We start from the raw sequence: 26,849 nt of genomic DNA, 5'->3' as shown, positions 1-26,849 counted from the left end.
CCGCGGGAGGCCGGTCAGCTGCGGCCGTCGGTGCCCCCGCCCACACCGTCGGCCGGGCCCGCCTGGGGCCCGCTGCCCTCCCCCGACCCGCCGGTGCCGCCGGCGGTGTCGGGCGCGGCCGGGTCGCCCAGGCCCGCCGGCGTGCCCGGCTGCGGCGCGCTCGGGGTGTGCGCGTGCGTCGCCCCCTCGGGCGCCTCCTCGGCGGCGGACCGGTCGCCGAGCAGCGTCCCGAGCGCGGCGCCGACGACCCGGCGGAAGGCCCGCTTGGGCCGGCGACGGTCCAGGACGGCGACCTCGAGCTGGCCGGCCGGCAGCAGACCGCGGTCACCGTTGCCCGACAGCGCGGGGCTGGACGCCGACAGCGCACGGACGCCGACCATCAGCGCGTCGGACAGCGGCAGGCCCGGGCGGAAGGTCTCGCGCAGCTGCCCGGTGACGGCGTCGGCCTGACCGCCCATGACGACGAAGTCGGGCTCGTCGACGACCGAGCCGTCGAAGGTCAGCCGGTAGAGCTGGTCCTGCTCGGGGGTCTCGCCCACCTCGGCGACGCAGAGCTCGACCTCGTAGGGCTTCATCTGCTCGGTGAAGATCGCGCCGAGGGTCTGCGCGTAGGCGTTGGCGATGACCCGGCCGGTGACGTCGCGGCGGTTGTAGGAGTAGCCGCGGACGTCGGCCAGGCGCACCCCGGCCACCCGCAGGCTCTCGAACTCGCTGTAGCGGCCGACGGCGGCGAAGCCGATCCGGTCGTAGATCTCGCCGACCTTGTGCAGCGTGGAGCTGGGGTTCTCGGCGATGAGCAGCACGCCGTCGGCGTAGGTGAGGACGGCGACGCTGCGACCGCGGGAGATGCCCTTGCGGGCGTACTCCGAGCGGTCGCGCATGACCTGCTCGGCGGAGGCGTAGTACGGCATGGTCATGACCGGCTCCCCCGCTGCGTGGTCTCCGCGACGTCCCGGCGCTCGGCCTCGGCGCGCTCGCCGACGATCGCGTCGGCGACCTCGGCCACCTCGGCGTCGGTCAGGCGCACCGCGCCCTCGGCGTCGACGCGGTAGACGATCGGGTACAGCCGCCGCACCGGGTCGGGGCCGCCGGTGGCCGAGTCGTCGTCGGCGGCGTCGTAGAGCGCCTCGACGACGGTGCGGGTGGCCGCGCCGGCGTCCAGGCCCGACCGCCAGGTCTTCTTGAGCGAGTTCTTGGCGAACAGCGAGCCGGAGCCGACGGCGGCGTAGCCGCGCTCCTCGTAGTTCCCGCCGGTGACGTCGTAGCTGAAGATCCGGCCCGGGGTGGCGCCCTCGGCGGCGTCGAGGTCGAAGCCGGCGAACAGCGGGACGACGGCCAGGCCCTGCAGGGCGGCGCCGAGGTTGCCCCGGATCATCTGCGCGAGCCGGTTGGCCTTGCCGTCGAGGCTGAGGGTCAGGCCCTCGATCTTCTCGTAGTGCTCGAGCTCGACCTGGTAGAGCCGGACCATCTCGATCGCGATGCCCGCGGCGCCGGCGATGCCGATCACCGACCACGAGTCGGCCGGGTAGACCTTCTCGATGTCGCGGCTGGAGATGAGGTTGCCCATGGTGGCCCGCCGGTCGCCGCCCATGAGGACGCCGCCGGCGTAGGTGACGGAGACGATCGTGGTGCCGTGGGGGGTGAGGTCGCCGGCCTGCACGCTCGGCACCGGCCGGTGGCTCGGCAGCAGGTCGGGTGCCGCCTGGGCGAGGAAGTCGGTGAACGAGGAACCCACCCGGTCCAGGTAGGCGGGCGGGAAGCCGCTCCGGCCGGTGTGCGACTGGGTCAACCCGTCCACCCTCTCCGCGCCCCGTGGGGTGCTGCTCGACGTGCCGTGGGCGTCCCGCGGCCGCTCGCCGTCGACCCTACCGGCGGAGCTGGCGGCCCACCCGGGACGCGGGCGAGGGGCCGCGGTGGCCACCGTCGACCGCACAGCCGGCCCCGTTCTCGTCACCGCTGTTTTCCGGATCCCGCTGTGGACGTCCACCAGGTGGGCATGACGGCTGTTCGGAGAGCTGGGGAGGCCGCTAGGGGTCGCGACGAAGGGTCGGGAGGTCAGCCGAGGGTGTCCGCCGTCGAACCGCCGCCGAGGATCCGGCGCAGCACCCGATCCGCCTCGCCGTGCAGGTCGCGGGCCTTCAGGTCGCGGGCCCGGTGCAGCTCGACGTAGGCCGCTGCCGCCCGCAGCAGCGAGGGATCGTCACGGAGGAGCCCGAGCCCGAGGTTGCACCCCTCGCACAGGAGGGCACGAGTCAGTCCTGTGTCGTGGTCATGGTCGATGTGCCCCGGACGGGTCTCACCACAGATGGCGCACCTGTCGGACTGCTTGGCGCGGAGGTCGTCGACGCCTGCTCGGTCGAGCCCGTAGCGCCTGTAGTAGTAGTGGTCCTTGGTGCCCGAGCGCTTGCACGCCCTGCACTGACTACCGAAGCCCGACGCCTTCGTGCTCGACCTTGTGTAGTCCTCCTGCGGCACGGCTCGTCGACAGGACGGACACCATCGGAACCCGTCGGGGATCCACGAGTGGTCTCGGACCTCACGCCCCTGACGCCGGCGAGCATCCCGGTACCACCGACGGTTGCGCTGCCGGTTGCAGTCGAGGCAGTAGAACGAGAGCCCGTCGGGAAGAGCTCGATTACGCCCGAACTGCTCGACGTCCTTGGTCACCCCGCACTCAGGACAGCGCTTGACCACGATGCCCACCCAATACTGCCCGTAGTCGAGCGGCTACTCTCCGCCCTTCTGCACGTACGAGCGCACGAACTCCTCGGCGTTCTCCTCGAGCACGTCGTCGATCTCGTCCAGGATGGCGTCGACGTCCTCGGACATCTCCTTGTGGCGCTCGGCGACCTCGGTGTCGACCGAGGCCTCGACCTCCTCGGTCTCCTCCTTCGACCGCGTGGCCCGCTGCTGCCCGCCGGTGTCCCTGGTGGCCATGTGCCCTCCCCTGGTGCGCGCCGAGTGCGTGCTGCCGCCGAAACTACCCGTAGGTACCGACACCCGGCGGTCTCAGCCGGCCGCGCCGAGCCGGGTCAGCAACGAGGCCCGGATCGCCGGCCGGGACCCGAACACGAGCAGGAAGAGCGCCTCCCGCGCCGTCCGCTCCGCCACGCTGCCCGTCCGCACCGCACCGCTGCCCGTGGCGACCACCAGCGCCCCGGCCGCCCGGTGCGCGAGCGCCGCGGCCCCCGCCCGGGCGTCCGGCAGCTCCTCGGGACCGGCGGCGTCCAGCCGGGACCGCGCGGCGGCCAGGTCGTCGTCCAGGGGCGAGGGGCCGACCAGCCGGGCGCACCGCGCCACCAGCCCCAGCGACAGGGAGCCGTTGAGGCGCAGCCCGGCCGGGTCGCCGGCCCGGACCTCCGCGAGCGGTGCCCGGCCCAGCAGCCGGTCGGCGGGCACCCGGTGGCCGCCCAGCCGCAGCTCGACCGTGGCGCTCGCCTGCACCGCCACCAGCGACTGCGGCTCGACGGCGAGCGTCGGTCCCTCGACGGCGTCCACCAGCACGAACACCACGTCGTCCCCGTCACGCGCGGCCACCAGCAGCAGGTCCACCAGACCCCAGCCGGTCACCCACGGCACCGCGCCGTCGAGGACGAGGTCCCCGCCGTCCTCCCGCGCGGTCACCGGCGCCGCGTCGGGACGGGTGGCCGCCTGCAGCGCGATGCCGGCCCGCACGCGCCCGCCGCAGAGGTCGGCGAGCAGGCCGGGCCCCGAGCCGGCGGCGGCCAGCCGGCCCACCGCGCCGTGGTGCTGCAGCCAGACGAAGGCGGTGGCGAGGTCGCCGGCGGCGATCTCCTCGACGACGGCCGCGAACGTCGCCTCGTCGGCGTCCAGTCCCCCGGCCTCGGCCGGCCCGATCACGCCGTAGAGCCCGGCCGCGGCCAGCGCGTCGAGCAGGCCGCGCGGGAGGACCCCGGTGGCGTCCACCTCGGCCGCCGCAGGCGCGAGCAGCGAGGCGGCCAGCTCGCGGGCGACCCCGACCGGCGCGGACATCAGCCGCCGGTGATGGTGTCGACCAGCTCCTGCGCGCTCGACGTCGACTCGAACAGCAGGCCCACGTGCTCGCGGGTGCCGCGCAGCGGCTCCATCGTCGGGATCCGCACCAGGTTCTCCCGGCCGAGGTCGAAGACCACCGAGTCCCACGACGCCGCGGCCACCTGCGCCGGGAAGCGGCGCAGGCACTCGCCGCGGAAGAACGCCCGGGTGTCGGCCGGCGGGGTCACCATCGCGCGGGTCACCTCCTCGTCGGTCAGCAGCCGCTGCATGGAGCCGCGCGCCACCAGCCGGTGGTAGAGCCCCTTGTCCGGGCGCACGTCGGAGTACTGCAGGTCGACCAGCTGCAGCCGCGAGTCCCCCCAGGACAGCCCGTCGCGGGAGCGGTAGCCCTCGAGCAGCCGCAGCTTGGCCGGCCAGTCCAGCCGGTCGGCCAGCCGCAGGGGGTCGGTGGCGAGGTCGTCGAGCACCTCGGCCCAGCGGCGCAGCACGTCGGCGGTCTGCTCGTCGGCCTCGCCGCCGCGGTCCACGAACCGCTCGGCCTGGTCGAGGTAGGCGCGCTGGACGTCGATCGCGGTCATCCGCCGCCCGTCGCGCAGCCGCACCAGCGTGGTGAGCGACGGATCGTGGCTGACCGCCTGCAGCGTGGCGACCGGCTCCTCGATCGACAGGTCCGAGGTCAGCGCCCGCGCCTCGATCATCGCCAGCACCAGCGACGTCGTCCCGACCTTGAGGTAGGTCGACAGCTCCGCGAGGTTCGCGTCGCCGATGATCACGTGCAGCCGGCGGTACTCCTCGGGATTGGCGTGCGGCTCGTCGCGGGTGTTGATGATCGGCCGCTTGAGCGTCGTCTCCAGGCCCACCTCGACCTCGAAGAAGTCCGCGCGCGAGGACAGCTGGAAACCCTGGGTGCGGCCCTCGGTGCCGATGCCCACCCGCCCGGCGCCGGCGAACACCTGGCGGGTCACGAGGAACGGGATGAGCCCGCGGATGATGTCGATGAACGGCGTCCGCCGGTCCATCAGGTAGTTCTCGTGCGCGCCGTAGCTGGCGCCCTTGCCGTCGGTGTTGTTCTTGTACAGCTGGATCGGCTGGGTGCCCGGGATGCGCGCGGCGCGGCGGGCCGCCTCGGCCATCACCCGCTCCCCCGCCTTGTCCCACAGGACGACGTCGCGCGGGTTGGTGACCTCCGGCGTCGAGTACTCCGGGTGCGCGTGGTCGACGTAGAGCCGCGCGCCGTTGGTGAGGATGACGTTGGCCATCCCCGAGTCCTCGTCGAGCTCGGTGTGGTCCAGCGCGGTCGCCGGGGACAGGTCGAAGCCGCGGGCGTCGCGCAGCGGCGACTCCTCCTCGAAGTCCCAGCGCGGGCGGCGGCGGGTCGGTGCGTCGGCGACGGCCCAGGCGTTGACCACCTGGCTGGACAGGGTCGTCGGGTTGGCGGTGGGCTGCCCGGGCACCGAGATGCCGTACTCGACCTCGGTGCCCATGACCCTGCGGGCGCTCATGGGACCGAGCCTAGGCGTCCCCCGCCGGGCGGCCCCGGGCGCCGGGTCGGGCCTCAGGGACGCACCGACGTCGTCGTCCGGCCGCCCCCGGCAGGGACCAGCGCGCAGCGGGCGGACGCGGCCTCCGCCCACTCGGCGGGCGTGTCGACCCACACGTCGACGACGTAGCCGTGGGGGACCTCCCCGCCGCCGTACTCCCGTGCCGGCGGGGTGCAGCTGCCGGCCAGCGACTGCCGGGTCGGCTCGTCGGGATACGGCGCGCCGTCCGGCAGCGGGGCCACCTCGGTGCCCACCGGCTCGGCCTCGTGCGGCTCCGAGCACGGGACCATCCAGTAGTCGGCGGGCGAGCCGGCGAAGCAGGCGCGGAAGGCGGCGTTGCCCGTCGCGAGGGCGCCCTGCAGGACGCGGGGCGCCGTCTCGGGCGCGTCGTGGCCGTAGTAGACGTCGCAGCGGGCCCACCGGGCGCCGGCGGCCCACTGCTCCTCGTCGGGCAGGTGGGCCGCGACGTGGGCGTAGGGGTCGTCGAGGTCGTCGCCGCCCAGGTACTCGCGGACGACGCCGAGGCCGCACAGGTCGGCCAGTGCCCGGCTCACCGGACCGTCGGGGTCGCCGAGGTCGGCGTCCGTGGGGCGCGGGGCGTCGTCGGGCAGGCCGCTCTCGCCCACCACCGCGGTCTCGGCGTGGTGGTCGCCGGAGCACTCCACCTGCTGCGGCGGCTGCAGGGGCGTCGCCTCCTGGCCCTCGGCGAGCAGCCAGCAGGTCCCGGGCAACGGCGCGGCCGCCGGGTCGGTGCTGCCCGGCGGGGCCGGCGGCACGGTGGGCTTGGCCTGCTCCAGTCCCGCGAAGAATGCCTCGCCGCCGACGGTGGTGCTGCACCCGCCCAGGACGGCGGCGAGCACCCCGACGCCCGCGGCGGTGCGCCGGGTACGCCGGTGCCCGGGCCCCCGTGCTGTCGGCATGCCGTGGCTCCTCCGGACGTGCGGAGCGCGCCCCGGCCACCCCGCGCGGACGGGGCGGCCGGGAGAGGGCCTAGAGGTACTGGCCGGTGTTGGTGGCCGTGTCGATGGCCCGGCCGGACTCGCTGCCCTTGCCGCTGATGAGCGTGCGGATGTAGACGATCCGCTCGCCCTTCTTCCCCGAGATCCGCGCCCAGTCGTCGGGGTTGGTGGTGTTCGGCAGGTCCTCGTTCTCCTTGAACTCGTCGACGCAGGCCTGCATGAGGTGGCTGACCCGCAGACCGCTGGAACCGGTCTCCAGGCGCTCCTTGATCGCCATCTTCTTGGCCCGGTCGACGATGTTCTGCAGCATCGCGCCGGAGTTGAAGTCCTTGAAGTACAGGACCTCCTTGTCACCGTTGGCGTAGGTCACCTCGAGGAAGCGGTTCTCCTCGCTCTCGGTGTACATCCGCTCGACGGTGCGCTGGATCATCCCCTGGATGGTCGCCTCACGGCTGCCGCCGTTCTCGGCGAGGTCGTCGGCGCTGATCGGCAGCGAGGGCCGCAGGTACTTGCTGAAGATGTCGCGCGCGGCCTCGGCGTCGGGGCGCTCGATCTTGATCTTCACGTCGAGCCGGCCGGGCCGCAGGATCGCCGGGTCGATCATGTCCTCGCGGTTGGAGGCGCCGATGACGATGACGTTCTCCAGGCCCTCGACGCCGTCGATCTCGCTGAGCAGCTGCGGGACGATCGTCGACTCGACGTCGGAGGACACGCCCGATCCGCGGGTGCGGAAGATCGAGTCCATCTCGTCGAAGAACACGATGACCGGCGTGCCCTCGCTGGCCTTCTCCCGGGCGCGCTGGAACACCAGCCGGATGTGCCGCTCGGTCTCGCCGACGTACTTGTTGAGCAGCTCCGGGCCCTTGATGTTGAGGAAGTAGGACTTGGCCTGCCCCTCCCCCTTCACCGCGGCGACCTTCTTCGCCAGCGAGTTGGCCACCGCCTTGGCGATCAGCGTCTTGCCGCACCCGGGCGGGCCGTAGAGCAGGATCCCCTTCGGCGGGCGCAGCTCGTACTCGCGGAACAGGTCCGCGTGCAGGAACGGCAGCTCGACGGCGTCGCGGATCTGCTCGATCTGCCGGGCCAGCCCGCCGATGTCGGTGTAGTCGATGTCGGGGACCTCCTCGAGGACGAGCTCCTCGACCTCGCTCTTGGGGATCCGCTCGTAGACGTAGCCCGACCGCGACTCCAGCAGCAGCGAGTCGCCGACGCGCAGCGGCTGGTCGGTCAGCGAGTCGGCCAGGTAGACGACCCGCTCCTCGTCGGTGTGGCCGATGACCAGCGCGCGCTGGGTGACGCCGTCGACGGGCTCGAGGAGCTCCTTGAGCATGACGACGTCGCCCTGCTTCTCGAAGCCGAGCGCCTCGACGACGTTCATCGCCTCGTTGAGCATGACCTCCTGGCCGGGCCGCAGGGCCTCGGCCTCGACCGCCGGCGACACCGAGACGCGCAGCTTGCGCCCGCCGGTGAAGACGTCGACGGTGCCGTCGTCGTGGCGGCCGAGGTGGATGCCGTAGCCCGACGGCGGCTGGCCGAGGCGGTCGATCTCCTCCTTGAGCGTGACCAGCTGCTCGCGGGCGTCGCGCAGCGTGCCGGCCAGCTTGTCGTTGCGCTCGGAGAGGAAGGCCGCGCGGCCCTCCGCCTCGGCGATCCGCTCCTCGAGCGCCCGCACGTGCCGGGGGCTGTCGGCCACCTTGCGGCGCAGCAGACCGATCTCCTCCTCGAGGTAGGAGATCTGGGAGAGCAGGGCCGAGACGTCGCGCTCGCGCCGCGCTCGGAACTCGTCGGGACCGCTTGCAGGACCGGGGCCCATCGCGCACCTCCGCACTTCTGGGGGAGCCAGGACGCAAATCTATACACGCCCGCCGACGCCGTGCCGGGGGCTCGCGCGGACCGTGACGCCCTCGTCACCACCGCCTCGCGGCGCGTCCGGCGGTGCTGTAGAGGGCCCCTGCTACTTCTGCGGGCGGCGCTGGCGCATGGGGGCGACGGCCCCCTGGGCCAGCCGGCGGGCGGTCACGAGGAAGGCGGTGTGGGCGACCATCCGGTGCTCCGGGCGGACGGCCAGGCCCACGGCGTGCCACGGGCGGACCAGCGACTCCCAGGCATAGGGCTCGGTCCACACGCCCTGCGCGCGCAGCGCCTCGACGTAGGTGGACAGCTGTGTGACGGTCGCCACGTAGCCGACGAGCACGCCGCCGGGACGCAGGGCGGCGGCCACGGTGGGCAGCACGGCCCAGGGCTCGAGCATGTCGAGGACGACCCGGTCGACGACCTCGTCGGCGGGGTGGTCGGCGAGGTCGCCCAGGCGCAGGTCCCAGTTCTCCGGGACGCCGCCGCCGAAGAAGGCGGACACGTTCGCGCGGGCGACGTCGGCGAAGTCCTCGCGCCGCTCGTAGCTGGTGACGCGCCCGGACTCCCCGACGGCGCGCAGCAGCGAGCAGGTCAGCGCGCCGGAGCCGGCGCCGGCCTCGAGCACGCGCATGCCGGGGCCGACGTCGCCGCTGCCGACGATCTGGGCGGCGTCCTTGGGGTAGATGACCTGCGCGCCGCGGGGCATGGAGAGCACGAAGTCGGCCAGCAGCGGGCGGAACGCCAGGTAGCCGGTGTTCGCGGTGGAGTGCACGACCGAGCCCTCGGGCGCGCCGATGAGGTCGTCGTGCTCGATGGCGCCGCGGTGGGTGTGGAACTGCTTGCCGGGGGTGAGGACGACGGTGTGCAGCCGGCCCTTGGGATCGGTGAGCTGCACCCGGTCGCCGACGGCGAAGGCGCCGGGCACGGGCGCGGCGACGTCGGACGGCTGCTCGCCGTCCGCGGGCACCGGGTCGGCGGCGGGTGCCCGCTCGGCGCTCGGGGCGTTCTGGCTGGGCTCGGGCTGCGGGTCCACGGGCGGCCAGCCTAGGCGAGCGGGGAAACGGGCCCTCCCGGCGCGGGGCGCCCGGAACCGTCGGAGGGGCGACCTAACCTCGGGACCATGACGGCAGTGGCGCACGACCCGGCGCACACGGACGTGGTCGTCCCCGACCCGGCGTCCGCTGGCGGCGAGCAGGCTCCCGGGGAGGGTGCGAAGACGCCTCGCCGGCCCTCGCTGTCCCCGAGCCGGGCGGCCGACTTCAAGACCTGCCCGCTGCTCTACCGCTTCCGCACCATCGACCGGCTGCCGGAGAAGAAGAGCGCCGCCGCGGTGCGGGGCACGCTGGTGCACTCGGTCCTGGAGCGGCTCTACGACCTCCCGCCGGCCGAGCGGACGGTCGAGGCGGCCCGCGAGCTGGTGACCCCGGCGTGGGACGAGCTGCGCGCGGACCCGGAGGTCGAGGCGCTGTTCACCACCGCCGAGGAGGGCCAGGAGCCGCCGTCGCTGGAGTCGTGGCTGGCCTCGGCCGGGACGCTGGTGGAGACCTACTTCCGCCTGGAGGACCCGACCCGCATCCAGCCGGAGGGCCGCGAGCAGCTGGTCGAGGTCACGCTGCCCGACGGGCTGCTGCTGCGCGGGTACGTCGACCGGCTCGACGTCGCGCGCAACGGCGCGCTGCGGGTGGTCGACTACAAGACCGGCTCGATGCCGCGCGAGGCGTTCGAGTCCAAGGCGCTGTTCCAGATGAAGTTCTACGCGCTGGTGCTGTGGCGCACCCGCGGCGTCGTGGCCAGCCAGCTCAAGCTCATCTACCTCGGCGACGGCGACGCGCTCACCTACGCCCCCGAGGAGGGCGAGCTGGTCCGGTTCGAGCGCACGCTGCTGGCCATCTGGGCGGCGATCGAGCGGGCCGTGGCGACCGGTGACTTCCGCCCCAACCGCACCCGGCTGTGCGACTGGTGCGACCACCAGGCGCTGTGCCCGTCCTTCGGCGGCACGCCCCCGCCGTTCCCCGCCGAGGCGGCCGCCAAGGCCGGCTGGGCGACGCTGCCGATCGTCGAGCGGGACTGACGCACCTCCGGGCGGTCGACCGGGTCCGCCGCACAGCCGGCCGGAAGGCTCCGGCACCGTCGCCGACCTGACGACGCCCGAGTGGGGATGACGGTCACCGGCCGGGAGGGCGTGTCCCACCGTCGCCCACCGCGGCCGGCCGACCACCGGTACGCGCCGGGTCCCCTCGACCCGGCGGCGTCCCGCGCCCGAGCATCGGGGAGCTCGCGCCGCGCACCCGAGGAGGCCGTCATGCGCGCCTACCGTGCCGACCGCGCCTTCGACGGGGACCGCGTCCTGTCCTCCGGCGCCCTCGTCCTCGTCGAGGACGGCCGCATCGTCGCCGTCGAGCCGGCCGCCACCGCCCCGCCGGCGGGGGTACCGGTCACCACCCTGCCCGGGACGACGCTGCTCCCCGGTCTGGTCGACGCGCACGTGCACCTGTGCGGGGACAGCGGCCCGCGGGCGCTGGACCAGCTGCCCGAGCTGGATCCCGGCGAGGTCGACCGGATCGTGGCGGCGAGCCTGCAGCAGCACCTGGCCGCCGGGGTCACGTCGGTGCGGGACCTCGGCGACATCGGGTGGGCGGTCGTCGAGCGCGCGCCTGCGACCGGCCCCACGGTGGTGGCGGCGGGACCGCCGATCACCTCCCCCGCCGGCCACTGCGCGTCGATGGGCGGTGCGGTCGCGGGCGTCGACGCTCTGCGGGCCGCCGTGCGGGAGCGCGCCGGGCGGGGCGCCGCGGTCGTCAAGCTCATGGCCAGCGGCGGGGCCATGACGGCCGGCACGGACATGGCCGCCTGCCAGTTCAGCTCGGCCGAGGTGCGCGCCGTGGTGGACGAGGCGCACCGGCTCGGCCTCCCGGTGACCGCGCACGCGCACGCGCTCGGCGCCGTCCGGCAGGTGCTGGCGGCAGGGGTGGACGGCATCGAGCACTGCAGCGGCCTGACCGCCACCGGCTGGGGCGTCCCTCCGGCGCTGGCCGGGCAGCTGGCCCGCGCGGGCACCGTCGTCTGCCCGACCCTGGGCCTCGCGCCGGGGACCGTGCCGCCGCCGCGGGTCCAGGCGCTCATCGACCGGCTGGGCATGACCGAGCAGGCACGCGCCGAGGAGGCGGCCCGGCTGCACCGCGCCGGCGTGCGGCTCGTCAGCGGCGTCGACGCCGGCATCGCCCCGGGCAAACCGCACGGGCTCCTGCCGCGGGCGGTCGGGTCGCTCGTGGCCGGCGGCGTGCCCGCGATCGACGCGCTGGCGACGGCGACGGGCCGGGCGGCGGACGCGTGCGGCCTGTCGGGGCGCACCGGACGGCTGGCGGTGGGACTCGACGCCGACCTGCTGCTCGTCGACGGCGACCCCACGACCGACGGAGAGGCACTGCTCCGGGTGCGGCTGGTCGTGTCCCGAGGCCGGGAGGTCGGGGCCTGAGCGCTCAGGCGCGCGGGGCGGCGGCCTGCCGGTCGAGGACCAGCCGCTCGAGGTCGGCGACGCCGATCCCGGCGAGCGTGTCGCGCAGGACCAGTCCCGGCGCCGGGGCGAGCGGCTGCAGCGAGGGCACGCCGAGGACGGCGCACCCGGCGGCCAGGCCCGCCGCGGCCCCGGCCGCGGAGTCCTCGACCACCACGCAGTCCGCCGGGTCCACGCCGAGGGCCGCGGTGGCCTGCAGGTAGGGCGCGGGGTCGGGCTTGCGCGCGGGCACCTCGTCACCGCAGACGGTGAGGTCGAAGGGCGGCACGCCGGGGAACGCCTGCTCGACCTGCGCGATGACCAGGTCGGCCAGCCGGCGCGGCGTCGTCGTCACCAGGGCCGTGGGCAGGGCGGCCGCGCGGACCGCGGCCAGCAGCTCCCGCGCGCCGGGCCGCCAGTGCAGCTCGCCGGCGAGGAGGCCGGCCACCGCGTCCTCCACCCAGGCGATGTCGGCGCGGGTGTCCTCGGGGCTGCGCTCGATGCCGAGGTCGGCCTGCAGGATGCGCATCGAGGCGGCCATGCTCGTGCCGACCGTGGCCTCGCGCGCGGCACCGCTGAGCTCCCCGCCCAGGCGCCGGGCGAGGCCGAACAGCGCGTCACCCCAGTGCTGCTCGGACTCCACGAGGGTGCCGTCCATGTCGAAGAGGACGGCTGCGAGGCTGTTCGGCATCTGACCTGCGGTCTTCCCTGGTTCGTGGGCTCCCGGGTGCACGACGGGCACACGTCGGAGCGGTCTCGGACAGGATCTCGGCGATCGTCGCGCGCGTCACGAGCCAGTCGTCGGGCTCGGGTACGCGTCCACGCGGTGGGTGGTCTCCGGTCCCGAGTGTCCCAGCCGGCGCGGGACGGCGACCACCTGGCCGGCTCCGGACCCGAGCGGGGACGCGCGGCAGCGGGCCGCGCACAGCCGTCATCCGATCCGGTCGGGCTCACCCGGCGGAGCCGGCTGCGCTCCCGTTCGGGGAGATGTGGAGCAACTCGGCCGTCGCCTGCTCCACCGCGGCGGCGAGCACGTCGAGGTCCTCGACCACCGAGGGGTCGGCGACCAGCCCGAAGCCCAACCGGTCGGCGACCGACAGCACCGCCACCCGCAGCGCGTGGTGCTGCGCGACCTCGGCGAGTGGGGAGACGGCGCCCACGGGCGCGCCGAGCACGGTGACGGCCCGGTCGGGGCCGCGGACGTTCGACACGTTGAGCGCGAACGAGCGGCCGCTGCGCTGCAGCCGCTGGGACCAGCCGGCCAGGCGGGGCGAGAGTCGGGCCATCCGGTCCATCAGCTCGTCCAGCTGCTGGGCATCGTGGCGGGCCTTGCGCTGCGCCGTCTCCCGGCGGACGGCGACCAGCCGCGCCACGGGATCGGGCTCGTCCACCGGCAGGTCGACCCGGAAGTAGGAGTCGCGGTTGCCGGCCTGATCGCCCTCGTGGTGCATGGTCACCGGCACCTTGACCCGCAGCCCGTGGATCGGCCCGTGCCGGTGCTCCAGCCACCGGCGCAGCGCACCTGCCACCACTGCGAGCACGGCGTCGTTGAGCGTCGCCCCGGCCAGCCCGCGGGCGGCCTCGCGCAGACCCGCCACCGGTGCCACGGCGAGGGCGACCTCGCGCCGGCGGCCGACCTGCGCGTCGAACGGGGAGCGCCGCAGTCCGGGGAGGAGCTCACCGGTCAGGAGGCCGGACAGGGAGGGACGCCCGTGGTCCCCTCCGTGCGTCCCTGAGCCGGCGGCTCGGGAGCCGTGCCCTCCTCGGTCTCCCGCGTCCGGCGCCGGGTCCCACAGCACGTCCTCGGCCAGCCGCATGACCGTTCCGCCGTCGGCCAGGGCGTGGTGCACCCGCCACACCAGGAGCGCGCCCCCACCCGTGAGCGGGCCGAGCACGTCCATCCGCCACAGCGGCCGGCTGCGGTCGAGGTGCTCCCCGAAGATCCGGGCCAGCTCGGCGCGCACGCCGGATCCGTCGAGCGGGCCGACCGCGCCGACGGCCCGGACGTGCGCCGCCACGTCCACCTCGTCCGAGCGCCACGTCGGCTCGTCGGACGTCCCGCTCAGCCGCCAGGTCAGCCGGGGCGCGGCCGCCAGCCGCCGGGTGACCGCGTCGCGGAGCTGCCGCAGGTCCGGGGCTTCGGGCAGGTGGACCACCGTGGCCGTGTGCCCGACCAGCCGGGCGTCCTCCAGGGCGAGGATCGTCCGGTCCTCGGCGGTCAGCGGGACCTGCACGGCAGCAGCCTCCCGCTGCGGGGCGGGTCCGGACAAGCCGGATCACCGGTCCCGTGCCCGTCGTCGCTGCTGCCGTCGGAGGACGGTCCGCGGGGAGCGCGTCGTCTCTAGGTTGTCCTGCGTGACCACCCGAGCGGAGGCTCTCGAGGCGCTCGCCCGCTGCTCCAACGCCGGGCGCTGGGGTGCGGACGACCAGCTGGGCACGCTGAACCTCATCACCCCGGACAAGCGCCGCCGGGCTGCCCGTCTGGTCCGCGAAGGCGTCTGCGTGTCCCTGGGCGGTGACATCGACACCGTGCAGCGGCCGCTGAACCCGCATCCGGCCCGGCACCTGATGCACCTCGAGCGGGACCTGCCCGACACCCTGCACGACAGCATCGCCCTGGATGTCCACGGTGTCGGGACGCACTTGGACGCGGTGGGCCACGTGTACGTCGACGGCATCGGCTACAACGGCCGGCGCCAGGACGAGGTCGTCACCAACGACGGCCTGCTCGCCAACGGCATCTGCGCCATGCGCGAGGGGATCTTCACCCGGGGCGTGCTGCTCGACGTCGCCGCGGCTGCCGAGGTGCACTGGCTGGAAGCCGACCGGACCGTGACCGCGGCCGACCTGCGCAGCGCAGAGACCTTGGCCGGCGTCGACGTGGAGCCCGGCGATGCCGTCTTCGTGCACACCGGCCTGGAGCGGCGGGCCGCACCCGGCGATCCCGCCGATCTGGTGGCTCGCGCCGGGTTGGGCCTGGACGCGGTGTACTGGCTGCGCGACCGCGACATCGCCGTGTACTCCGGTGACTGCGTCGAGCGGCTCCCGATCAGCGGCCCGGTGCTGCCGTTGCCGCTGCACCAGATCGGCATCGCGGCCATGGGGCTCGCGCTGCTGGACTGGCCGCGACTGACCGGCCTGCTGGCTGCCTGCGCCCACTACGGCCGCGCCGAGTTCCTCCTCACCGTCGCACCGTTGCGGATCCCCGGCGGGACCGGCTCACCGGTCAACCCGGTCGCGACCTTCTGAGACCGCACCGCCCCGCGGGTCGGTCAGCCGTGCGCGGCCCTCGACGGGGCGCCGGCCCCACGGCCCTGCAGCCGGGAGGTGACCCGGTCGGGATAGGCGCCGGAGAAGGCAGCCAGCCCCCAGATGACCGCGATCGGCACCACCCAGTTGAGCACCAGCTCCGCGAGGTGGTCCGAGGAGCGGGTGACCGGCTCCTCGTCGAGCACCGTGACGAGCACGCCCGCGGCCCCGACGACGACCAGTCCCGCGCCCCAGGCCGCGCTGATGACCCGGTTGACGGACCGGAACACCGGTGACCCCCAGTGCTCCCGGGGCGTCGACCGGCGCGCGTACTCCTCGGTGAACGGCCGCACGGAGGCGGTCGCCAGCATGTACAGGCCGAGGAGCACGCCCACGAGCGGCCGGCCCCAGGTGTGGAGCCAGTCGTCGACCTCGGCCCCGCCGGCGAACCCGACGACGGCCACGGCGGTGAACAGCACCAGCGAGACCGTGTCCAGGGTCGTCGGGGCATGCCGCCGCCGGGCGACGGCGAGGGCGACGGCGGTCATCGCGACGGCGACCACGGCGCTCCAGGCGACTGCGTTCGCCGCCATCCGGTGGGCCACGAACGTGAAGGCGATCCACGGCAGGAACCCCAGGGCCAGGGAGGCAGGCGTCATGACGGGCACCGTGCGCGCGGGCACTCCAATCCCGCTTCAACCCGCCTTCGAAGGCAGGTCGCGGTTCCCGCCAGGGCGCTCCGGGCCACCGGGTCCGCCGCGAGCCGGCCGGCCCTGGACGAGAACGCCATGCACGGGCGGGACCGGGGCAGGATCCCGGGATGCTCGCGCGGGACGGTCGCCGGCGGGGTCGGGTGTAGGTTCGGCACACGGCGCCACTGCGGCGCTCAGCCCCTCCGCTCCCGGAGGGAGATCGGCGGTCCCTGTCATGGGACTCACCCCGCACGCACCCTCCCGTCGCACGACGGTGACCCGCCCGTGACCACCATCCGGGTCACGCGCCGCTCCCCCGCCGCTCCCGAGGACGCGGAGGCCCCGACCGCCCGTCCCGGCGCAGTGCGCCTCGAGCTCATCGACCCGGTGTCGGCCCGCACCACCCTGGACGGCGCCTGGTGGCCCCGGTCGTCGGACCTGACCACCGAGCTGGCCCCGCTGCTCGAGGAGCTGTCCCGCCGCGGGATCCGGGCGACCCGGGTGGCGTTCAACCCCGGCTCCTGGGCGGCGGCGCCCCGCCGGCTGCAGGTCGGCGACCGGACCGTCCGCCTGGGCTGGTTCCGCCACCTGGACCCGCAGCTGCTCAACCTCACCGGCGACCTCCGGCGCGGCCGGGTGGACCTGCTCGTGGTGCCGCCGGGCACGACGAAGGACGACGCACGGCGCGCCTTCGCCGCGGCCACCGACCGGGGCAACTCCGCCGAGCCCACGGACCTGCTGTCCGCGCTCGACGCGCCGGGACCCGCGGACGGCGGGCAGCCTGCCCGCTGACCCCGGTCAGCTCGATCCCGGGGCGGCCGCCGGCGGCCCCGGGCACGCCGCCGGCCTCCCCGGCCGGCCCGAGGGAGGGAACCCCCATGGCCGACAAGTCCCCGCGCCACTCGATGTCGAAGAAGTCCGGCAAGTCGCTCAAGGAGAAGCGCAGCGACCGCAAGGCCAAGGTCGACGACCGGTCGCAGATGGAGCGCCTGACCACCACCGCCGAGAAGAAGCACTGACCCGGCGCCCTCACCGGCCCGGGGACGTGCCCTGGAGCAGGAGCGCCTGCCCCCTGGTCAGCGGGGCGAGGCTCCTGTCGAGGGCCCGGTAGGCCTCCTCCCACCGCCGGAGGAAGGCCACCCAGTCCGCCTCGTCCCGCCAGCGGTCGATCGTGGCGAAGCGGACGCCCGTGTCCGTGTCCCGGAAGAGCTCCGTGCCGAGGAAGCCCTCGGACCGGGCGAACAACCGTGCCCAGTCCCCGTCCGCCGCGTAGGCGACGGTGAACCGCTCCACCGCGTCCGGCGCGACCTCGTACTCCCAGATGCGGAGGTACACGACGACGTCTCCCGAGCGACGTCTGCCGAGCGGAGCCCTGACCGGCCGGTGGCGGCTACTCGAAGCGGACCGGCTGCCCGGTCGCCTCGAGCACCGACATCCACAGGTCGCCCAGCGGGTCGACGTGGTTGCGGCGGCTGACCGCCAGCGCCATCGGGATGTGCACGAACCGCCGGCGCCGGCGCGCCACGATCACCTCCGTGCGCCCGGCCATCGCCGCGTGCACCGCGGCGTGCGCCAGCCGCAGGCAGTAGGCGCTGTCGTAGGGGTTGGCCGGGACGCTGCGGATGGCGTAGCTCGGGTCGAAGTAGCGGACGTTGTTCTCCACCTTGGCCTCGTCGAGGTGCTCGGTGATCAGCCGGCGCAGCAGCCGGCCGACGTCGCCGAGCCGGACGTTGCCCGAGGCGTCCCGCCCGGGCTCGTGCTCCTCGATGTGCTCCTGCCCGGCGCCCTCGGCCACCACGACGACGGCGTGCCCGCGGTCCTCCACGCGGCGGCGCAGGTGCTCGAGGAAGCCGCGCTCGCCGTGCAGCGCGAAGGGCACCTCGGGGATGAGCACGTAGTCCGCGTCGTCCTTGGCCAGCACCGAGTAGCAGGCGATGAAGCCCGAGTGCCGGCCCATCAGCTTCACCAGGCCGACGCCGCCGGGCGCGGACCGCGCCTCGACGCTGGCGGCGTGGATGGACTTGGTCGCCTCCGACATCGCCGTCTGGAAGCCGAAGCTCTGGTCGATGTAGGGGATGTCGTTGTCGATCGTCTTCGGGATGCCGACGACGGCGATCTTCAGGCCGCGCTCGCCGATGACCCGCACGACCTCCATCGCGCCGCGGATCGTCCCGTCGCCGCCGACGACGAACAGGATGTTGATCGCCAGCCGTTCGAGGGCGTCGACGATGTCCTCCGGGTCCTGCATCCCCCGCGAGGTGCCGAGGATGGTGCCGCCCTCGTCGTCGATGTGCTGGACCACCTCGGGCGAGAGGTCGACGACGTCCTCGCCGTAGTGCGGGATGAAGCCGCGGTAGCCGTTGCGGAACCCGACGATCCGCCGCACCCCGTAGTGCCGGCACAGCTCGAGGACCAGCCCGCGGATGACGTCGTTGAGGCCGGGGCACAGCCCGCCGCAGGTGACGATGCCGACCCGGGTCTTGGCCGGGTCGAAGTAGATGCGCTGGCGGGGCCCGCCCGGCTCCAGGCTCGGCAGCTCCCCGACCGGCACGCCGCGCGCACCGGCCATCGACAGGGTGTCGTCGAAGAGGACGCGGTCCTCCTCCTGGACCGAGTGCTGGGTCGTCTCGCGCGCCGCCAGCCGCTCGGCGAGGGGCGAGTCGATGCGGCAGGGCCCCAGCGTCCGCACGGCGAGGTCCTCGTGTCCGATCACGGGAGAACGCTCCCACACCGGCACCCCGGGGCTGCGCGCGGCACCCCGGTCGTCAGGTCGTCATGTCGACCAGGATCTTGGGGCCCGGTCCCGCGCCTGCGGGCCGCCGTCCGCCGAGCACCGCGCCCACCTGCGCCAGACCCACGGTCGCGGCCACCAGCGGCCGCGGGTCGACGTCGCCGGCGGCGTAGGCGGCCACCGTGTCGGCCAGCCCGGGCGAGGCCGACAGGACGCCGACGGCCGTGACGTCGCCGAGCACCAGCGCCCGGGTGTCCACGGTGCTCGGGACCCCGGCCAGCCCGATGTAGACGACCCGGCCGCCCGGCTCGACCAGGTCCAGCGCCCGCGCCGGGACCGACGGGTCGCTGGAGGCGTCGACGACGGCGTCCAGCGGGAGGTCCGGCGGCCCGCCGGAGGCGGGAAACCCGACGCTCCGGGCGAACTCCAGCGACGGCGCGGTCACGCCCAGCAGGTGCACCTCGGCGCCGGCGGCGCGCACGAACATCGCCGCCAGCAGGCCGATCGTGCCGGGGCCGACCACGAGCACCCGGTCCCCCGGCCCGGCGCCGGTGGCCCGCGCCGCGCGCAGCGCGTTGCCGCCGGGCTCGACCAGCGCGCCCGCGACCGGGTCGACGGCGCCCGGCAGGGCGTGCAGCGACCACGCCGGCACGGCGAGCCGCTCGGCCAGCGCCCCGGGCCGGCCGCCGCGGATGCCGACCTCCTGCCGCTGCGCGCAGACGTGCTGCTGCCCGCGGCGGCAGCGCCGGCAGGTGCCCTCGCCCAGCATCGTGTCGCCGGTGACGCGGCGGCCGGCCCAGCCGGGGTCCACACCCTCCCCCACCGCGGACACCGTGCCCGCCCACTCGTGCCCGAGCCGCATCGGATACGCGGCGTGCCCCTGGTGCAGGTAGGCCATCTCGCCGGTCCAGAACTCGACGTCGGTGCCGCAGACGCCGGCCCGCTCGACGTCGACCACCACCTCACCCGGCGCCGCCACGGGGTCGGGCACCTCCTGCACCCCGCCCTCGCCGGGCCCGGTGACGACGAACGCGCGCACGCCTAGTCGACGAGGTCGAGCGCCGCGCCGACCAGCGAGTCGACGTCGAGACCGTGGGAGCGGTACACGCTGTCGAGGTCGCCGCTCTGCCCGAAGCGGGTCACGCCGAGGTGCGCCGCCGGGACGCCGCGGACGCCGGCCAGGAACGCCAGCGTGTGCGGGTGCCCGTCGAGGACGGTGACCAGCGGCGTCGCCCGGTCGGCGGGCAGCAGGGCGTCGAGCACCCACGGCGGGGCGTCGTCGAGACCGCGCCGGGCCTGGACGGCGCGGAACAGCAGGCCGGGGTTGGTGACCACCACGACGTCGGCAGGGAAGCCGAGGTCATCGAGGCGGCCGGCGGCGGCCAGCGCCTCGGGGACGAGCGCGCCCATCGCGGCGAGGGTGACCGCCGGGCGCGGCACGCGGCGCAGCGGATAGCCGCCGGCCACCACCTGGCGCCGGCGCCGCTCGCGGGCGGCCGGGTCGGCGGGGACGGCGGCCAGCGCCTGGTCGACCGGCCGGGTGGACAGCCGCACGTAGGCCGACTGCCCGCCCGGGCGGCCCATCTGCCCGAGCGCGGCGAGCAGCACCCACTCGGTGTCGAGGGCGAACGCCGGCTCGTAGGACAGGCAGCCGGGCTGCTCCAGACCGATGGACGGCGTGGTGATCGACTGGTGCGCCCCGCCCTCGGGCGCCAGCGTCACGCCCGACGGCGTCCCGACCAGCAGCGACTGCCCGCCGGCGTAGATCGTGAACGACCACGGCTCCAGCGCCCGCTCGACGAACGGGTCGTAGAGGACGCCGACCGGCAGCAGCGGCTGACCCCACCGCGACCAGGTGGCGCCCAGCTCACCGATGGCGCCGACCAGGTTCGTCTCGGCGATGCCCAGCTCCACGTGCTGGCCCGAGGGCCGCTCCCGCCAGTGCAGGATCGTCTCGGCGTCGTCGGCGAACCAGTCCCGGCGGTCCTCGTGCGACCAGACGCCGACCTTGTTCACCCAGCCGCCGAGGTTGGTCGAGCTCGACACGTCGGGGCTGACGGTGACCACCCGGCGGCCCACCTCGGGCGCGGCGCGGTTGAGGTCGAGCAGCGTGCGGCCCAGCGCCGCCTGCGTCGTCGCGGTGCCCGAGGGGGTGCGGCCGAGGTCGCCCGGCACCGCCGGGGCGGGCCGGTCCTCCGGCACCGGCCGGCGCAGCCGCTCGGCCGCCGCGGCCAGCAGCCGCGCCGGGCGGCTGTCCTCGGGGAAGCCGTCCCAGGGCCGGCCCGGGTCGACGCCGACCCGCGCGGCCAGCTCGCCCAGCTGGGCCTCGGTGAGCAGCGCGGAGTGGTTCTGCGGATGCCCCTCGGTGGCCAGCCCGTAGCCCTTGAGCGTGTAGGCGAGGACGACGGTGGGGCGCGTGTCGTCGATCCGGGCGAAGGCCTCGCGCAGCGCGGCGAGGTCGTGGCCGCCGAGGTTGCGCACCGCGGCGACGAGGTCGGCGTCGGGCACGTCGGCGACCAGCCCGGCGACGGCCGCGGCACCGGGCCCCTCCCCCGGCAGCTCCCGGCGGACCTCGTCGGCGGTGCGCCGCAGCAGCCGCTGGTACTCGGCGTTGCTCATCCCGTCGATGCGGTCGCGCAGCTCCGCGCCGCCGGGCCGGGTGAACAGCTCCTCCAGCAGCGCGCCGTACTTGACGGTGAGCACCTGCCAGCCGGCCGCGGTGAACATCCCCTGCAGCCGGGTGCCGCCCATGGTGGGGACGACGCGGTCGAGCGACTGCCGGTTGAGGTCGACCACCCACACGACCTCGCCGAGCTCGGCGACCATCGGGTCGAGCACGGCCTCCCACACCGCGCCCTCGTCGAGCTCGGCGTCGCCGACCAGCGACCACTGCCGCCCGGAGCCGCCGGCGCCGAACTGCGTGTTGACGTAGCGGCGGGCCAGCGCGCCCCAGATGGGGGCGGTCGCCCCGATGCCGACCGAGCCGGTCGAGTAGTCGGCCGGGACGGGGTCCTTCAGCCGTGAGGGGTAGGACTGCAGCCCGCCGAACTGGCGCAGCGTGGTCAGCCAGGAGGCGTCGAGCTGCCCGAGCAGGAACTCCAGCGCGTGCAGCACCGGCGAGGCGTGCGGCTTGACCGACACCCGGTCGTCGGCGCCCAGCTGCTCGAGCCACAGCGCCGTCATGATCGTCACCATCGAGGCGCTGGAGGCCTGGTGCCCGCCCACCTTGAGCCCGGAGGGGTTGGGGCGCACGCGGTTGGCGTGGTCGACGACCGCCGTCGCCAGCCACAGCACGCGCTGCTCGATCTCGCGCAGCGCGGCGTCGTCGGCTCCGGTGGCGGGTGGCCGCGGGGCGGCGAGCGTCATGGTTCCTCCTGTCGGGCGGTGCCACCAGGATGGCGGGTGCCCGGGCCGCCGTCGCGAGAGGACCCGCCCCATGACCGCACCGGAGCGCGCGGAGCAGCTGCGCGCCCTCTACCGCGCCTTCACCGCTCGCGACCTCGACGCGGTCCTGGCCGCGATGGCCCCGGACGTCGACTGGCCCAACGGCTGGGAGGGCGGCCGCCTCTCCGGGCACGCGGAGGTCCGCGGCTACTGGGAGCGCCAGTGGGCGGAGATCCGCCCGCTGCTGCGGCCGACCGGCTTCGCCGACCGCGACGACGGCTCGGTCGCCGTGACGGTGGCCATGACCGTCCGCGACCCGTCCGGCACCGTGCTGTCGCGGGAGACCGTGCGCCACGTCTACCGGTTCAGCGGCGACCTGGTGCAGCGGATGGACGTCGAGGAGGCGGGCACCGGGCGGTAGCTGCCCCGGCCCGCTCCCGGGCCGGGGCGGCTACGCCTCAGGGGACGAGGATGGCGCGCCCCCGGACCTTCCCGGCGTCGAGGTCGCGGATGGCGTCCACGGCCCGGTCCAGCGGGTACTGCTGGGTGTGCAGGGTGACCTTCCCGCTCTGCGCGAGGACCATCAGCTCGGCCAGGTCGGTGTAGGTGCCGACGATGTTGCCGACGATGTTCTTCTCCCCGGCGACGAACTCCAGCGTCGGGATCCGCAGCTCGCCGCCGTAGCCGATGACGTAGAGCGAGCCGGCCGGGCCGGTCATGCGCCAGCCGTCCATCTCCGCGCCCTGCTCGGCGACGAAGTCGAAGACGACGTCCGCCCCCCCGCCGGTCAGGTCCTGCACCGCCTGCACCTGGTTCCCGTCGGCGACGACGGTCTCGTCCGCGCCGATCCGGCGGGCGAGCTCCAGGGCGTCGGGGTTGCGGTCGACGACGACCACCCGTGCGCCCGAGAGCGCAGCCAGGCACTGGACGCCGATGTGGCCGAGGCCGCCGGCGCCCTGCACGACCGCCGTGGTGCCCGGGTGCAGCAGCGGCAGGGCCTTGCGCACCGCGTGGTAGGCGGTGATCCCGGCGTCGGCCAGCGCGGCGACGTCGGCGGGGTTGGTCGACGGGTCGAGCTTCACGCAGGCGCGGGCGGTGGTGCGCAGGTACTCGGCCATGCCGCCGTCGTCGTTCGACAGCCCGGGGAAGAAGGCGTTCTCGCACTGCATGTCCCGGCCGGCGCGGCAGGGCATGCACAGGCCGCAGCTCGGCTGCGGGTGCAGGATCACGGTGTCGCCGACGGCGACGTTCGTGACCCCCTCCCCGACCGCGTGCACCCACCCGGCGTTCTCGTGCCCGATCACGTAGGGCAGGTCGGGGTCCTGCAGGTCGGCCCACTGGCCCTCGAGGATGTGCAGGTCGGTGCGGCAGACCCCCGCGCCGCCGATCTTGACGACGACGTCGAGGGGACCCCGGAGCTCCGGTTCCGGGACGTCGTCGATCACGGGGTCGGCGTGGTAGCTGTGCACGCGGACGGCCTTCATGACAGGACCTCCAGGGGCAGGACGGGACGGTCGTCGGGGCGGGGCACCTGGTCGGCCTCCGACCCCGGGTAGCGGGTGGTGAGCAGCCCGCGGCAGAAGTGCGCGTTGCCGTCGACGGAGATCCGCACCGACCGCGCGCGGCGCAGCACCACGTCCGCGTCGGCGGGGCCGGGGCGGGTGCCGTCGTCGCGGACGAGCACGGGCGCGCCGTCGTCCACCGGCAGGCCGACGGCGGCCCGCTTGCGCCGCAGGGCCGCCGCGACGTCGGCCGGGAGGTCGCCGAGGGCGACCGCCCGGACGTCGGCGGAGGGATCGGCGCGCAGCAGGGCGGTGAGCGCGCGCTCCATCGCGGCGGTGTGCGCCTTGCGGACGAAGGTGGCCCGCAGTTCGTCGAGGGAGTCCTCGGCCTCGGAGCCGAAGGTGCCCCGGTAGCCGAGGCCCGCGGCCAGGCCGGCGTTGATCAGGTCGGAGTCGGAGTGGTCGTCGAGCTCCACCACGACCCGCTCGACCCCCGGGACGGCCGAGACCGCGTCGCGGGCGTCGGACACCATCAGCCAGGCGAAGTTCGGCGCGCAGAAGGACGTGGGCAGGCGCAGGTGCACCTCCACCGCCGCGCCGTCGACGGCGACCGAGCGGACGAAGCCGAGGTCGGTGATCGGCTCGTCGAGCTCGGGGTCGACGACGGCGCCCAGGGCGGAACGGACCCGCTGCTCGGTGGTCTCGGCCGCGAGGTCGGGGAGGACCGCCGTCATCACACGGTCGCCAGGTCGGCCGCGGCCGGCTCGCGCGGGCCGGTCTGGGTCTCGTCGGCCTCGGGCAGCCGCAGGTGCTCGGGGACGTCGAGGTCGTAGAGCCGGGCGGCGTTGAGGCCGAGCACCTTCTTCTTCACCTCGGTGGACAGGGGCGCGTACTCGGTCATGTCCTCGGGGATCTGGAAGTCCACGAAGCGCTCCACCAGCCACTTCGGCGTCCACAGCGCGTAGTCGCTGGAGAACAGGATCCGGTCCTCGCCGAGCCAGTAGACGAGCTCGCCCATGATCTGCGCGAAGTAGCGCGGCCGGGTGTGGATGAACGGGATGGCCACCGCCAGGCCCGCGACCACGTTGGGCTCCTGGGTGGCGATCCAGCAGAAGTCCTCCAGCCGCGGCAACCCGCAGTGCTCCACCACGAACGTCAGGTCGGTGAAGTCGGTGGCGGCGTGGTCGACGTCGGCGACGTCGAAGGCGTCGCGGTCCAGCGGCCGGATCGTCGGGCCCTTGTGCACGTGGATGTTGCGGATGCCCAGCTCGCGACACAGCTCGAGGTAGCGGTAGGCCATCGGGTCGGTGAGCTTCCAGCCGCGGGACTCCCCGTGCCAGTCGGCCGTGTAGAGCTTCACGCCCTTGAGGTGCATGCGCTCGGCGGCGGCGCGCAGCGCGTCGAGGCCGTTCTCGCCGTCGCGCGGGTCCCAGTAGTGGTTGTAGGTGAGCTTGTCGGGGTGGGCCTGGGCGAGGGCGAACGCCTCCTCGGTCTGGCCGAACCCGCGGTGGTAGAACTCCGCGAGCCGTGCCGGCTGGAAGACCGCGTGGTCGACGATCCCGTCGACGAAGACGTCGCGCATCAGCCTCTCGCCGCCCTGGTAGAGGTACTCGTCGTACTCCCACACCTCGGACTCGGGGCTGAGGTTGCGGTGGTAGTCGTAGAAGCAGTCGATGAACTGCTTGCCGTGCACGTTGCGCTGGTTGTCGGGGCGCGCGTCCCACAGGGCGATGTGGGCGTCCACGACGTAGTACTGCTCGCCGTCCTTGGTGTACATCCGTCGGCCTCCGTCGGCTCCGGGTGTGAGGCGGGTCACCTCTCCGGGCCGACGCTAGGTCGCCCCGGGCCCGCTGGGACCCGGCCGGGTGTCTCACTCTGAGACGCCGGCCGGCTGCCTCCGCCGCGTACATTGCCGTGACACAGGACACACCCGGGGAGGCGTCCGTGGAGGAGCTGGTCCCCCCGCCGGAACCGCTGCCCGACGCCGCTCCGGCCGCCCGCGCCGCTGCTCCGCGGGTCCGCGCCTCGTGGCGGCGCAGCCACGGCTACGGCGTCCCGGCCGACGAGGTCGTGCCCGTGTTCACCGGCACCCCGGACACCGGCTCGCTGCTCCACGAGTGCGCGCACCGCGTGCTCACCGACCTGCAGGGCACGATCGCGAACGAGCCGGTGAGCCTGATGGTCGCCGACCCGGCGGGCTTCGTGCTCGCCCGCCTCGGTGACGACCCCTCCATCCGGCGCGCCCTGGACCGGGTGCACCTGGCGCCCGGCTTCTCCTACAGCGAGCGCAACGCCGGCACCAACGGCCTGGGCCTGTCCCTGGCCGACCGGGCCCCGTCGCTGGTGCGCGCCGACGAGCACTGGTGCACCGACCTGCGCGGCTACACCTGCGCCGCCGCCCCCGTGCTCGACCCGGTCACCGGCGAGCTGGCCGGCAGCATCAACCTCACCACCTGGTCGGACTCCTCCTCCGAGCTGCTGCTGGGCCTGGCCCAGACGGCGGCCAGCGCCACCAGCGCGCTCATGGCGGTGCGCACGGGCGGCCGGGTGGTGCGTCCGGCGCCGCGCGGCGAGGTCTTCCGGGTGGTCGGCGGGTCACTGGCGCCCGACGACGGCGACCCCTGCGTCTCCCCCGCCTGGCGGGCGGCGGTCGACCAGGCGGCGGTCGCGGTCCGCGCGGGCCGGGTGACCGTCGTCGTCGGCGAGGAGGGCGCCGGCAAGGCGACGCTGGCCGCGCTGGCCCGGCGGCGGCTCCCCGGCCGGCAGCGGCTGCTGCACGCGCGCGCCCCCGACGCCGGGGACGTCCCCCCGTGGCTGGAGCTGTGGACGCCGGAACTACGCGACGCCGACACCTGCGTGATCGTCTCCGGGCTGCACCGCCTGCCCGCCTGGGCCGCCGGGGAGCTGGCGCAGGTGCTGGCGACGGTCCGCCGCACCGCCCGGCCGCAGCCGTTCGTGCTCACCGCGCCGGCCTACGCGGCGCTGCCCGACCCGCTCGCCCGGCTGGTCGACGCGGTCGTCGAGGTGCCGCCGCTGCGCGCGCGGGCCGACGACGTGCTGCCGCTGGCCGCCTGGACCGCCCGTCAGGAGCGCCACCGCGAGGTCGCGTTCACCCCGCGCGCGGCCCGGGCGCTGGCCGGCTACGGCTGGCCGGGCAACGTCGCCCAGCTGCGCCGCGTGGTGCGGGAGGCCGCCGCCCGCGCCGACGTCGTCGACGTGCACCACCTCGCGCCCGAGGTCCTCGACGGCGGCACGCGGGCGCTGTCACGGCTGGAGCGGCTCGAGCGCGACGAGATCGTGCGATGCCTGACCGAGCCGGGCACCACCATGACCCGCGTCGCCGAGGAGCTCGGCATCGGCCGCGCCACCCTCTACCGCAAGATCGCCCAGTACAAGATCACCGTCCCCGACCGCTGACGGCCGCTGCAGCGCCGTCGGCGCCCCGCGG

26 protein-coding genes are annotated in these 26,849 nt (G+C 75.0%); 7 read left to right on the top strand and 19 right to left on the bottom strand.

Annotated features, from left to right (window positions below; all coding sequences use genetic code 11):
* Window positions 1-14: 14 nt before the first annotated feature.
* From prcA to HLV61_RS14710, 9 genes are all read right to left on the bottom strand, one after another.
* On the bottom strand, window positions 15-917 hold the full coding sequence (gene prcA, locus HLV61_RS14750; protein ID WP_369256692.1) for a proteasome subunit alpha: 903 nt from the start codon (window positions 915-917) through the stop codon (window positions 15-17).
* Window positions 914-1,789: a proteasome subunit beta gene (gene prcB, locus HLV61_RS14745; RefSeq protein ID WP_369256690.1), complete on the bottom strand. Its 876-nt coding sequence runs from the start codon at window positions 1,787-1,789 to the stop codon at window positions 914-916. The genes prcA and prcB overlap by 4 nt, the downstream gene beginning before the upstream one ends.
* A 266-nt stretch (window positions 1,790-2,055) precedes the next feature.
* Window positions 2,056-2,667 carry an endonuclease domain-containing protein gene (locus tag HLV61_RS14740; RefSeq protein ID WP_369256688.1) on the bottom strand — a complete coding sequence of 204 codons (612 nt, stop codon included), beginning with the start codon at window positions 2,665-2,667 and terminating at the stop codon, window positions 2,056-2,058.
* Window positions 2,668-2,727: 60 nt separating this feature from the next.
* Window positions 2,728-2,937 carry a ubiquitin-like protein Pup gene (locus HLV61_RS14735; RefSeq protein WP_369256687.1) on the bottom strand — a complete coding sequence of 70 codons (210 nt, stop codon included), beginning with the start codon at window positions 2,935-2,937 and terminating at the stop codon, window positions 2,728-2,730.
* A 72-nt stretch (window positions 2,938-3,009) separates the two neighbouring features.
* Window positions 3,010-3,993 carry an acyl-CoA dehydrogenase family protein gene (locus HLV61_RS14730; protein ID WP_369256685.1) on the bottom strand — a complete coding sequence of 328 codons (984 nt, stop codon included), beginning with the start codon at window positions 3,991-3,993 and terminating at the stop codon, window positions 3,010-3,012.
* A complete protein-coding gene (dop, locus tag HLV61_RS14725; RefSeq protein WP_369256683.1) occupies window positions 3,993-5,498 on the bottom strand; it encodes a depupylase/deamidase Dop in 1,506 nt (501 codons plus the stop codon). The genes HLV61_RS14730 and dop overlap by 1 nt, the downstream gene beginning before the upstream one ends.
* Window positions 5,499-5,551: 53 nt before the next feature.
* Window positions 5,552-6,457: a septum formation family protein gene (locus tag HLV61_RS14720; RefSeq protein ID WP_369256681.1), complete on the bottom strand. Its 906-nt coding sequence runs from the start codon at window positions 6,455-6,457 to the stop codon at window positions 5,552-5,554.
* Between the two features lie 70 nt (window positions 6,458-6,527).
* Window positions 6,528-8,309 (bottom strand): proteasome ATPase, encoded by a 1,782-nt coding sequence (gene arc / locus HLV61_RS14715; RefSeq protein ID WP_369256679.1) that lies wholly within the window; start codon window positions 8,307-8,309, stop codon window positions 6,528-6,530.
* Between the two features lie 141 nt (window positions 8,310-8,450).
* Window positions 8,451-9,383 (bottom strand): tRNA (adenine-N1)-methyltransferase, encoded by a 933-nt coding sequence (locus tag HLV61_RS14710; RefSeq protein WP_440284792.1) that lies wholly within the window; start codon window positions 9,381-9,383, stop codon window positions 8,451-8,453.
* Between the two features lie 87 nt (window positions 9,384-9,470).
* On the opposite strand from HLV61_RS14710, the gene HLV61_RS14705 reads away from it, so the two are divergent.
* Both HLV61_RS14705 and HLV61_RS14700 read left to right on the top strand, forming a co-directional pair.
* Window positions 9,471-10,421: a RecB family exonuclease gene (locus HLV61_RS14705; protein WP_369256677.1), complete on the top strand. Its 951-nt coding sequence runs from the start codon at window positions 9,471-9,473 to the stop codon at window positions 10,419-10,421.
* A 231-nt stretch (window positions 10,422-10,652) separates the two neighbouring features.
* Complete coding sequence (locus HLV61_RS14700; RefSeq protein WP_369256675.1) at window positions 10,653-11,825, top strand: amidohydrolase family protein; 1,173 nt, start codon at window positions 10,653-10,655, stop codon at window positions 11,823-11,825.
* 4 nt (window positions 11,826-11,829) lie between these two features.
* Here the strand turns inward: HLV61_RS14700 and HLV61_RS14695 are convergent, their stop codons facing one another.
* Window positions 11,830-12,534: an HAD family hydrolase gene (locus HLV61_RS14695; protein WP_369256673.1), complete on the bottom strand. Its 705-nt coding sequence runs from the start codon at window positions 12,532-12,534 to the stop codon at window positions 11,830-11,832.
* Between the two features lie 259 nt (window positions 12,535-12,793).
* A complete protein-coding gene (locus HLV61_RS14690) occupies window positions 12,794-14,077 on the bottom strand; it encodes a WS/DGAT domain-containing protein (protein WP_369256671.1) in 1,284 nt (427 codons plus the stop codon).
* A 121-nt stretch (window positions 14,078-14,198) separates the two neighbouring features.
* Between HLV61_RS14690 and HLV61_RS14685 the strand changes: the two genes are divergently transcribed.
* Window positions 14,199-15,092 carry a cyclase family protein gene (locus tag HLV61_RS14685; RefSeq protein WP_369256669.1) on the top strand — a complete coding sequence of 298 codons (894 nt, stop codon included), beginning with the start codon at window positions 14,199-14,201 and terminating at the stop codon, window positions 15,090-15,092.
* A gap of 23 nt (window positions 15,093-15,115) precedes the next feature.
* Here HLV61_RS14685 and HLV61_RS14680 read toward each other — a convergent pair whose 3' ends face one another.
* Entirely contained in the window at window positions 15,116-15,751 is a 636-nt protein-coding gene (locus HLV61_RS14680) for a hypothetical protein (RefSeq protein ID WP_369256667.1), read from the bottom strand.
* 318 nt (window positions 15,752-16,069) lie between these two features.
* Between HLV61_RS14680 and HLV61_RS14675 the strand changes: the two genes are divergently transcribed.
* Both HLV61_RS14675 and HLV61_RS14670 read left to right on the top strand, forming a co-directional pair.
* Entirely contained in the window at window positions 16,070-16,576 is a 507-nt protein-coding gene (locus HLV61_RS14675; protein WP_369256666.1) for a DUF5994 family protein, read from the top strand.
* Window positions 16,577-16,662: 86 nt separating this feature from the next.
* Window positions 16,663-16,803, top strand: coding sequence for a hypothetical protein (locus tag HLV61_RS14670; RefSeq protein ID WP_369256664.1), 141 nt, complete (start codon window positions 16,663-16,665; stop codon window positions 16,801-16,803).
* A gap of 10 nt (window positions 16,804-16,813) precedes the next feature.
* Here HLV61_RS14670 and HLV61_RS14665 read toward each other — a convergent pair whose 3' ends face one another.
* Genes HLV61_RS14665 through HLV61_RS14650 form a run of 4 tightly spaced genes read right to left on the bottom strand, consistent with a single transcriptional unit; the run spans window position 16,814 to window position 21,881 of the window.
* A complete protein-coding gene (locus tag HLV61_RS14665) occupies window positions 16,814-17,119 on the bottom strand; it encodes an antibiotic biosynthesis monooxygenase family protein (protein ID WP_369256662.1) in 306 nt (101 codons plus the stop codon).
* A gap of 55 nt (window positions 17,120-17,174) precedes the next feature.
* Window positions 17,175-18,497, bottom strand: coding sequence for an ATP-dependent 6-phosphofructokinase (locus tag HLV61_RS14660; protein ID WP_369256660.1), 1,323 nt, complete (start codon window positions 18,495-18,497; stop codon window positions 17,175-17,177).
* A 52-nt stretch (window positions 18,498-18,549) separates the two neighbouring features.
* Entirely contained in the window at window positions 18,550-19,554 is a 1,005-nt protein-coding gene (locus HLV61_RS14655; protein ID WP_369256658.1) for a zinc-dependent alcohol dehydrogenase, read from the bottom strand.
* Window positions 19,555-19,556: 2 nt separating this feature from the next.
* Complete coding sequence (locus HLV61_RS14650) at window positions 19,557-21,881, bottom strand: transketolase-like TK C-terminal-containing protein (protein WP_369256656.1); 2,325 nt, start codon at window positions 21,879-21,881, stop codon at window positions 19,557-19,559.
* Window positions 21,882-21,951: 70 nt separating this feature from the next.
* On the opposite strand from HLV61_RS14650, the gene HLV61_RS14645 reads away from it, so the two are divergent.
* Complete coding sequence (locus tag HLV61_RS14645; protein ID WP_369256654.1) at window positions 21,952-22,320, top strand: nuclear transport factor 2 family protein; 369 nt, start codon at window positions 21,952-21,954, stop codon at window positions 22,318-22,320.
* Window positions 22,321-22,357: 37 nt separating this feature from the next.
* Here the strand turns inward: HLV61_RS14645 and HLV61_RS14640 are convergent, their stop codons facing one another.
* The 3 genes from HLV61_RS14640 to HLV61_RS14630 are packed head-to-tail and all read right to left on the bottom strand — an operon-like array spanning window position 22,358 to window position 25,178.
* Window positions 22,358-23,383: an NAD(P)-dependent alcohol dehydrogenase gene (locus HLV61_RS14640; protein ID WP_369256652.1), complete on the bottom strand. Its 1,026-nt coding sequence runs from the start codon at window positions 23,381-23,383 to the stop codon at window positions 22,358-22,360.
* The gene (locus tag HLV61_RS14635; RefSeq protein WP_369256650.1) at window positions 23,380-24,135 is read right to left on the bottom strand and encodes a metal-sulfur cluster assembly factor; all 756 of its coding nucleotides are present in this window, start codon (window positions 24,133-24,135) and stop codon (window positions 23,380-23,382) included. Before HLV61_RS14635 ends, HLV61_RS14640 begins: the two co-directional genes overlap by 4 nt.
* Complete coding sequence (locus HLV61_RS14630) at window positions 24,135-25,178, bottom strand: amidohydrolase family protein (RefSeq protein ID WP_369256648.1); 1,044 nt, start codon at window positions 25,176-25,178, stop codon at window positions 24,135-24,137. The genes HLV61_RS14635 and HLV61_RS14630 overlap by 1 nt, the downstream gene beginning before the upstream one ends.
* Before the next feature lie 167 nt (window positions 25,179-25,345).
* Here HLV61_RS14630 and HLV61_RS14625 point away from each other — a divergent pair, with 167 nt between their 5' ends.
* Complete coding sequence (locus tag HLV61_RS14625; protein WP_369256646.1) at window positions 25,346-26,818, top strand: helix-turn-helix domain-containing protein; 1,473 nt, start codon at window positions 25,346-25,348, stop codon at window positions 26,816-26,818.
* Window positions 26,819-26,849: the final 31 nt, after the last annotated feature.

The organism is Geodermatophilus amargosae (assembly GCF_041028265.1).
GTDB lineage: Bacteria > Actinomycetota > Actinomycetes > Mycobacteriales > Geodermatophilaceae > Geodermatophilus > Geodermatophilus amargosae_A.
Note: the sequence above shows the minus strand (reverse complement) of the source record. Positions and strands in the feature narration are given on the sequence as shown.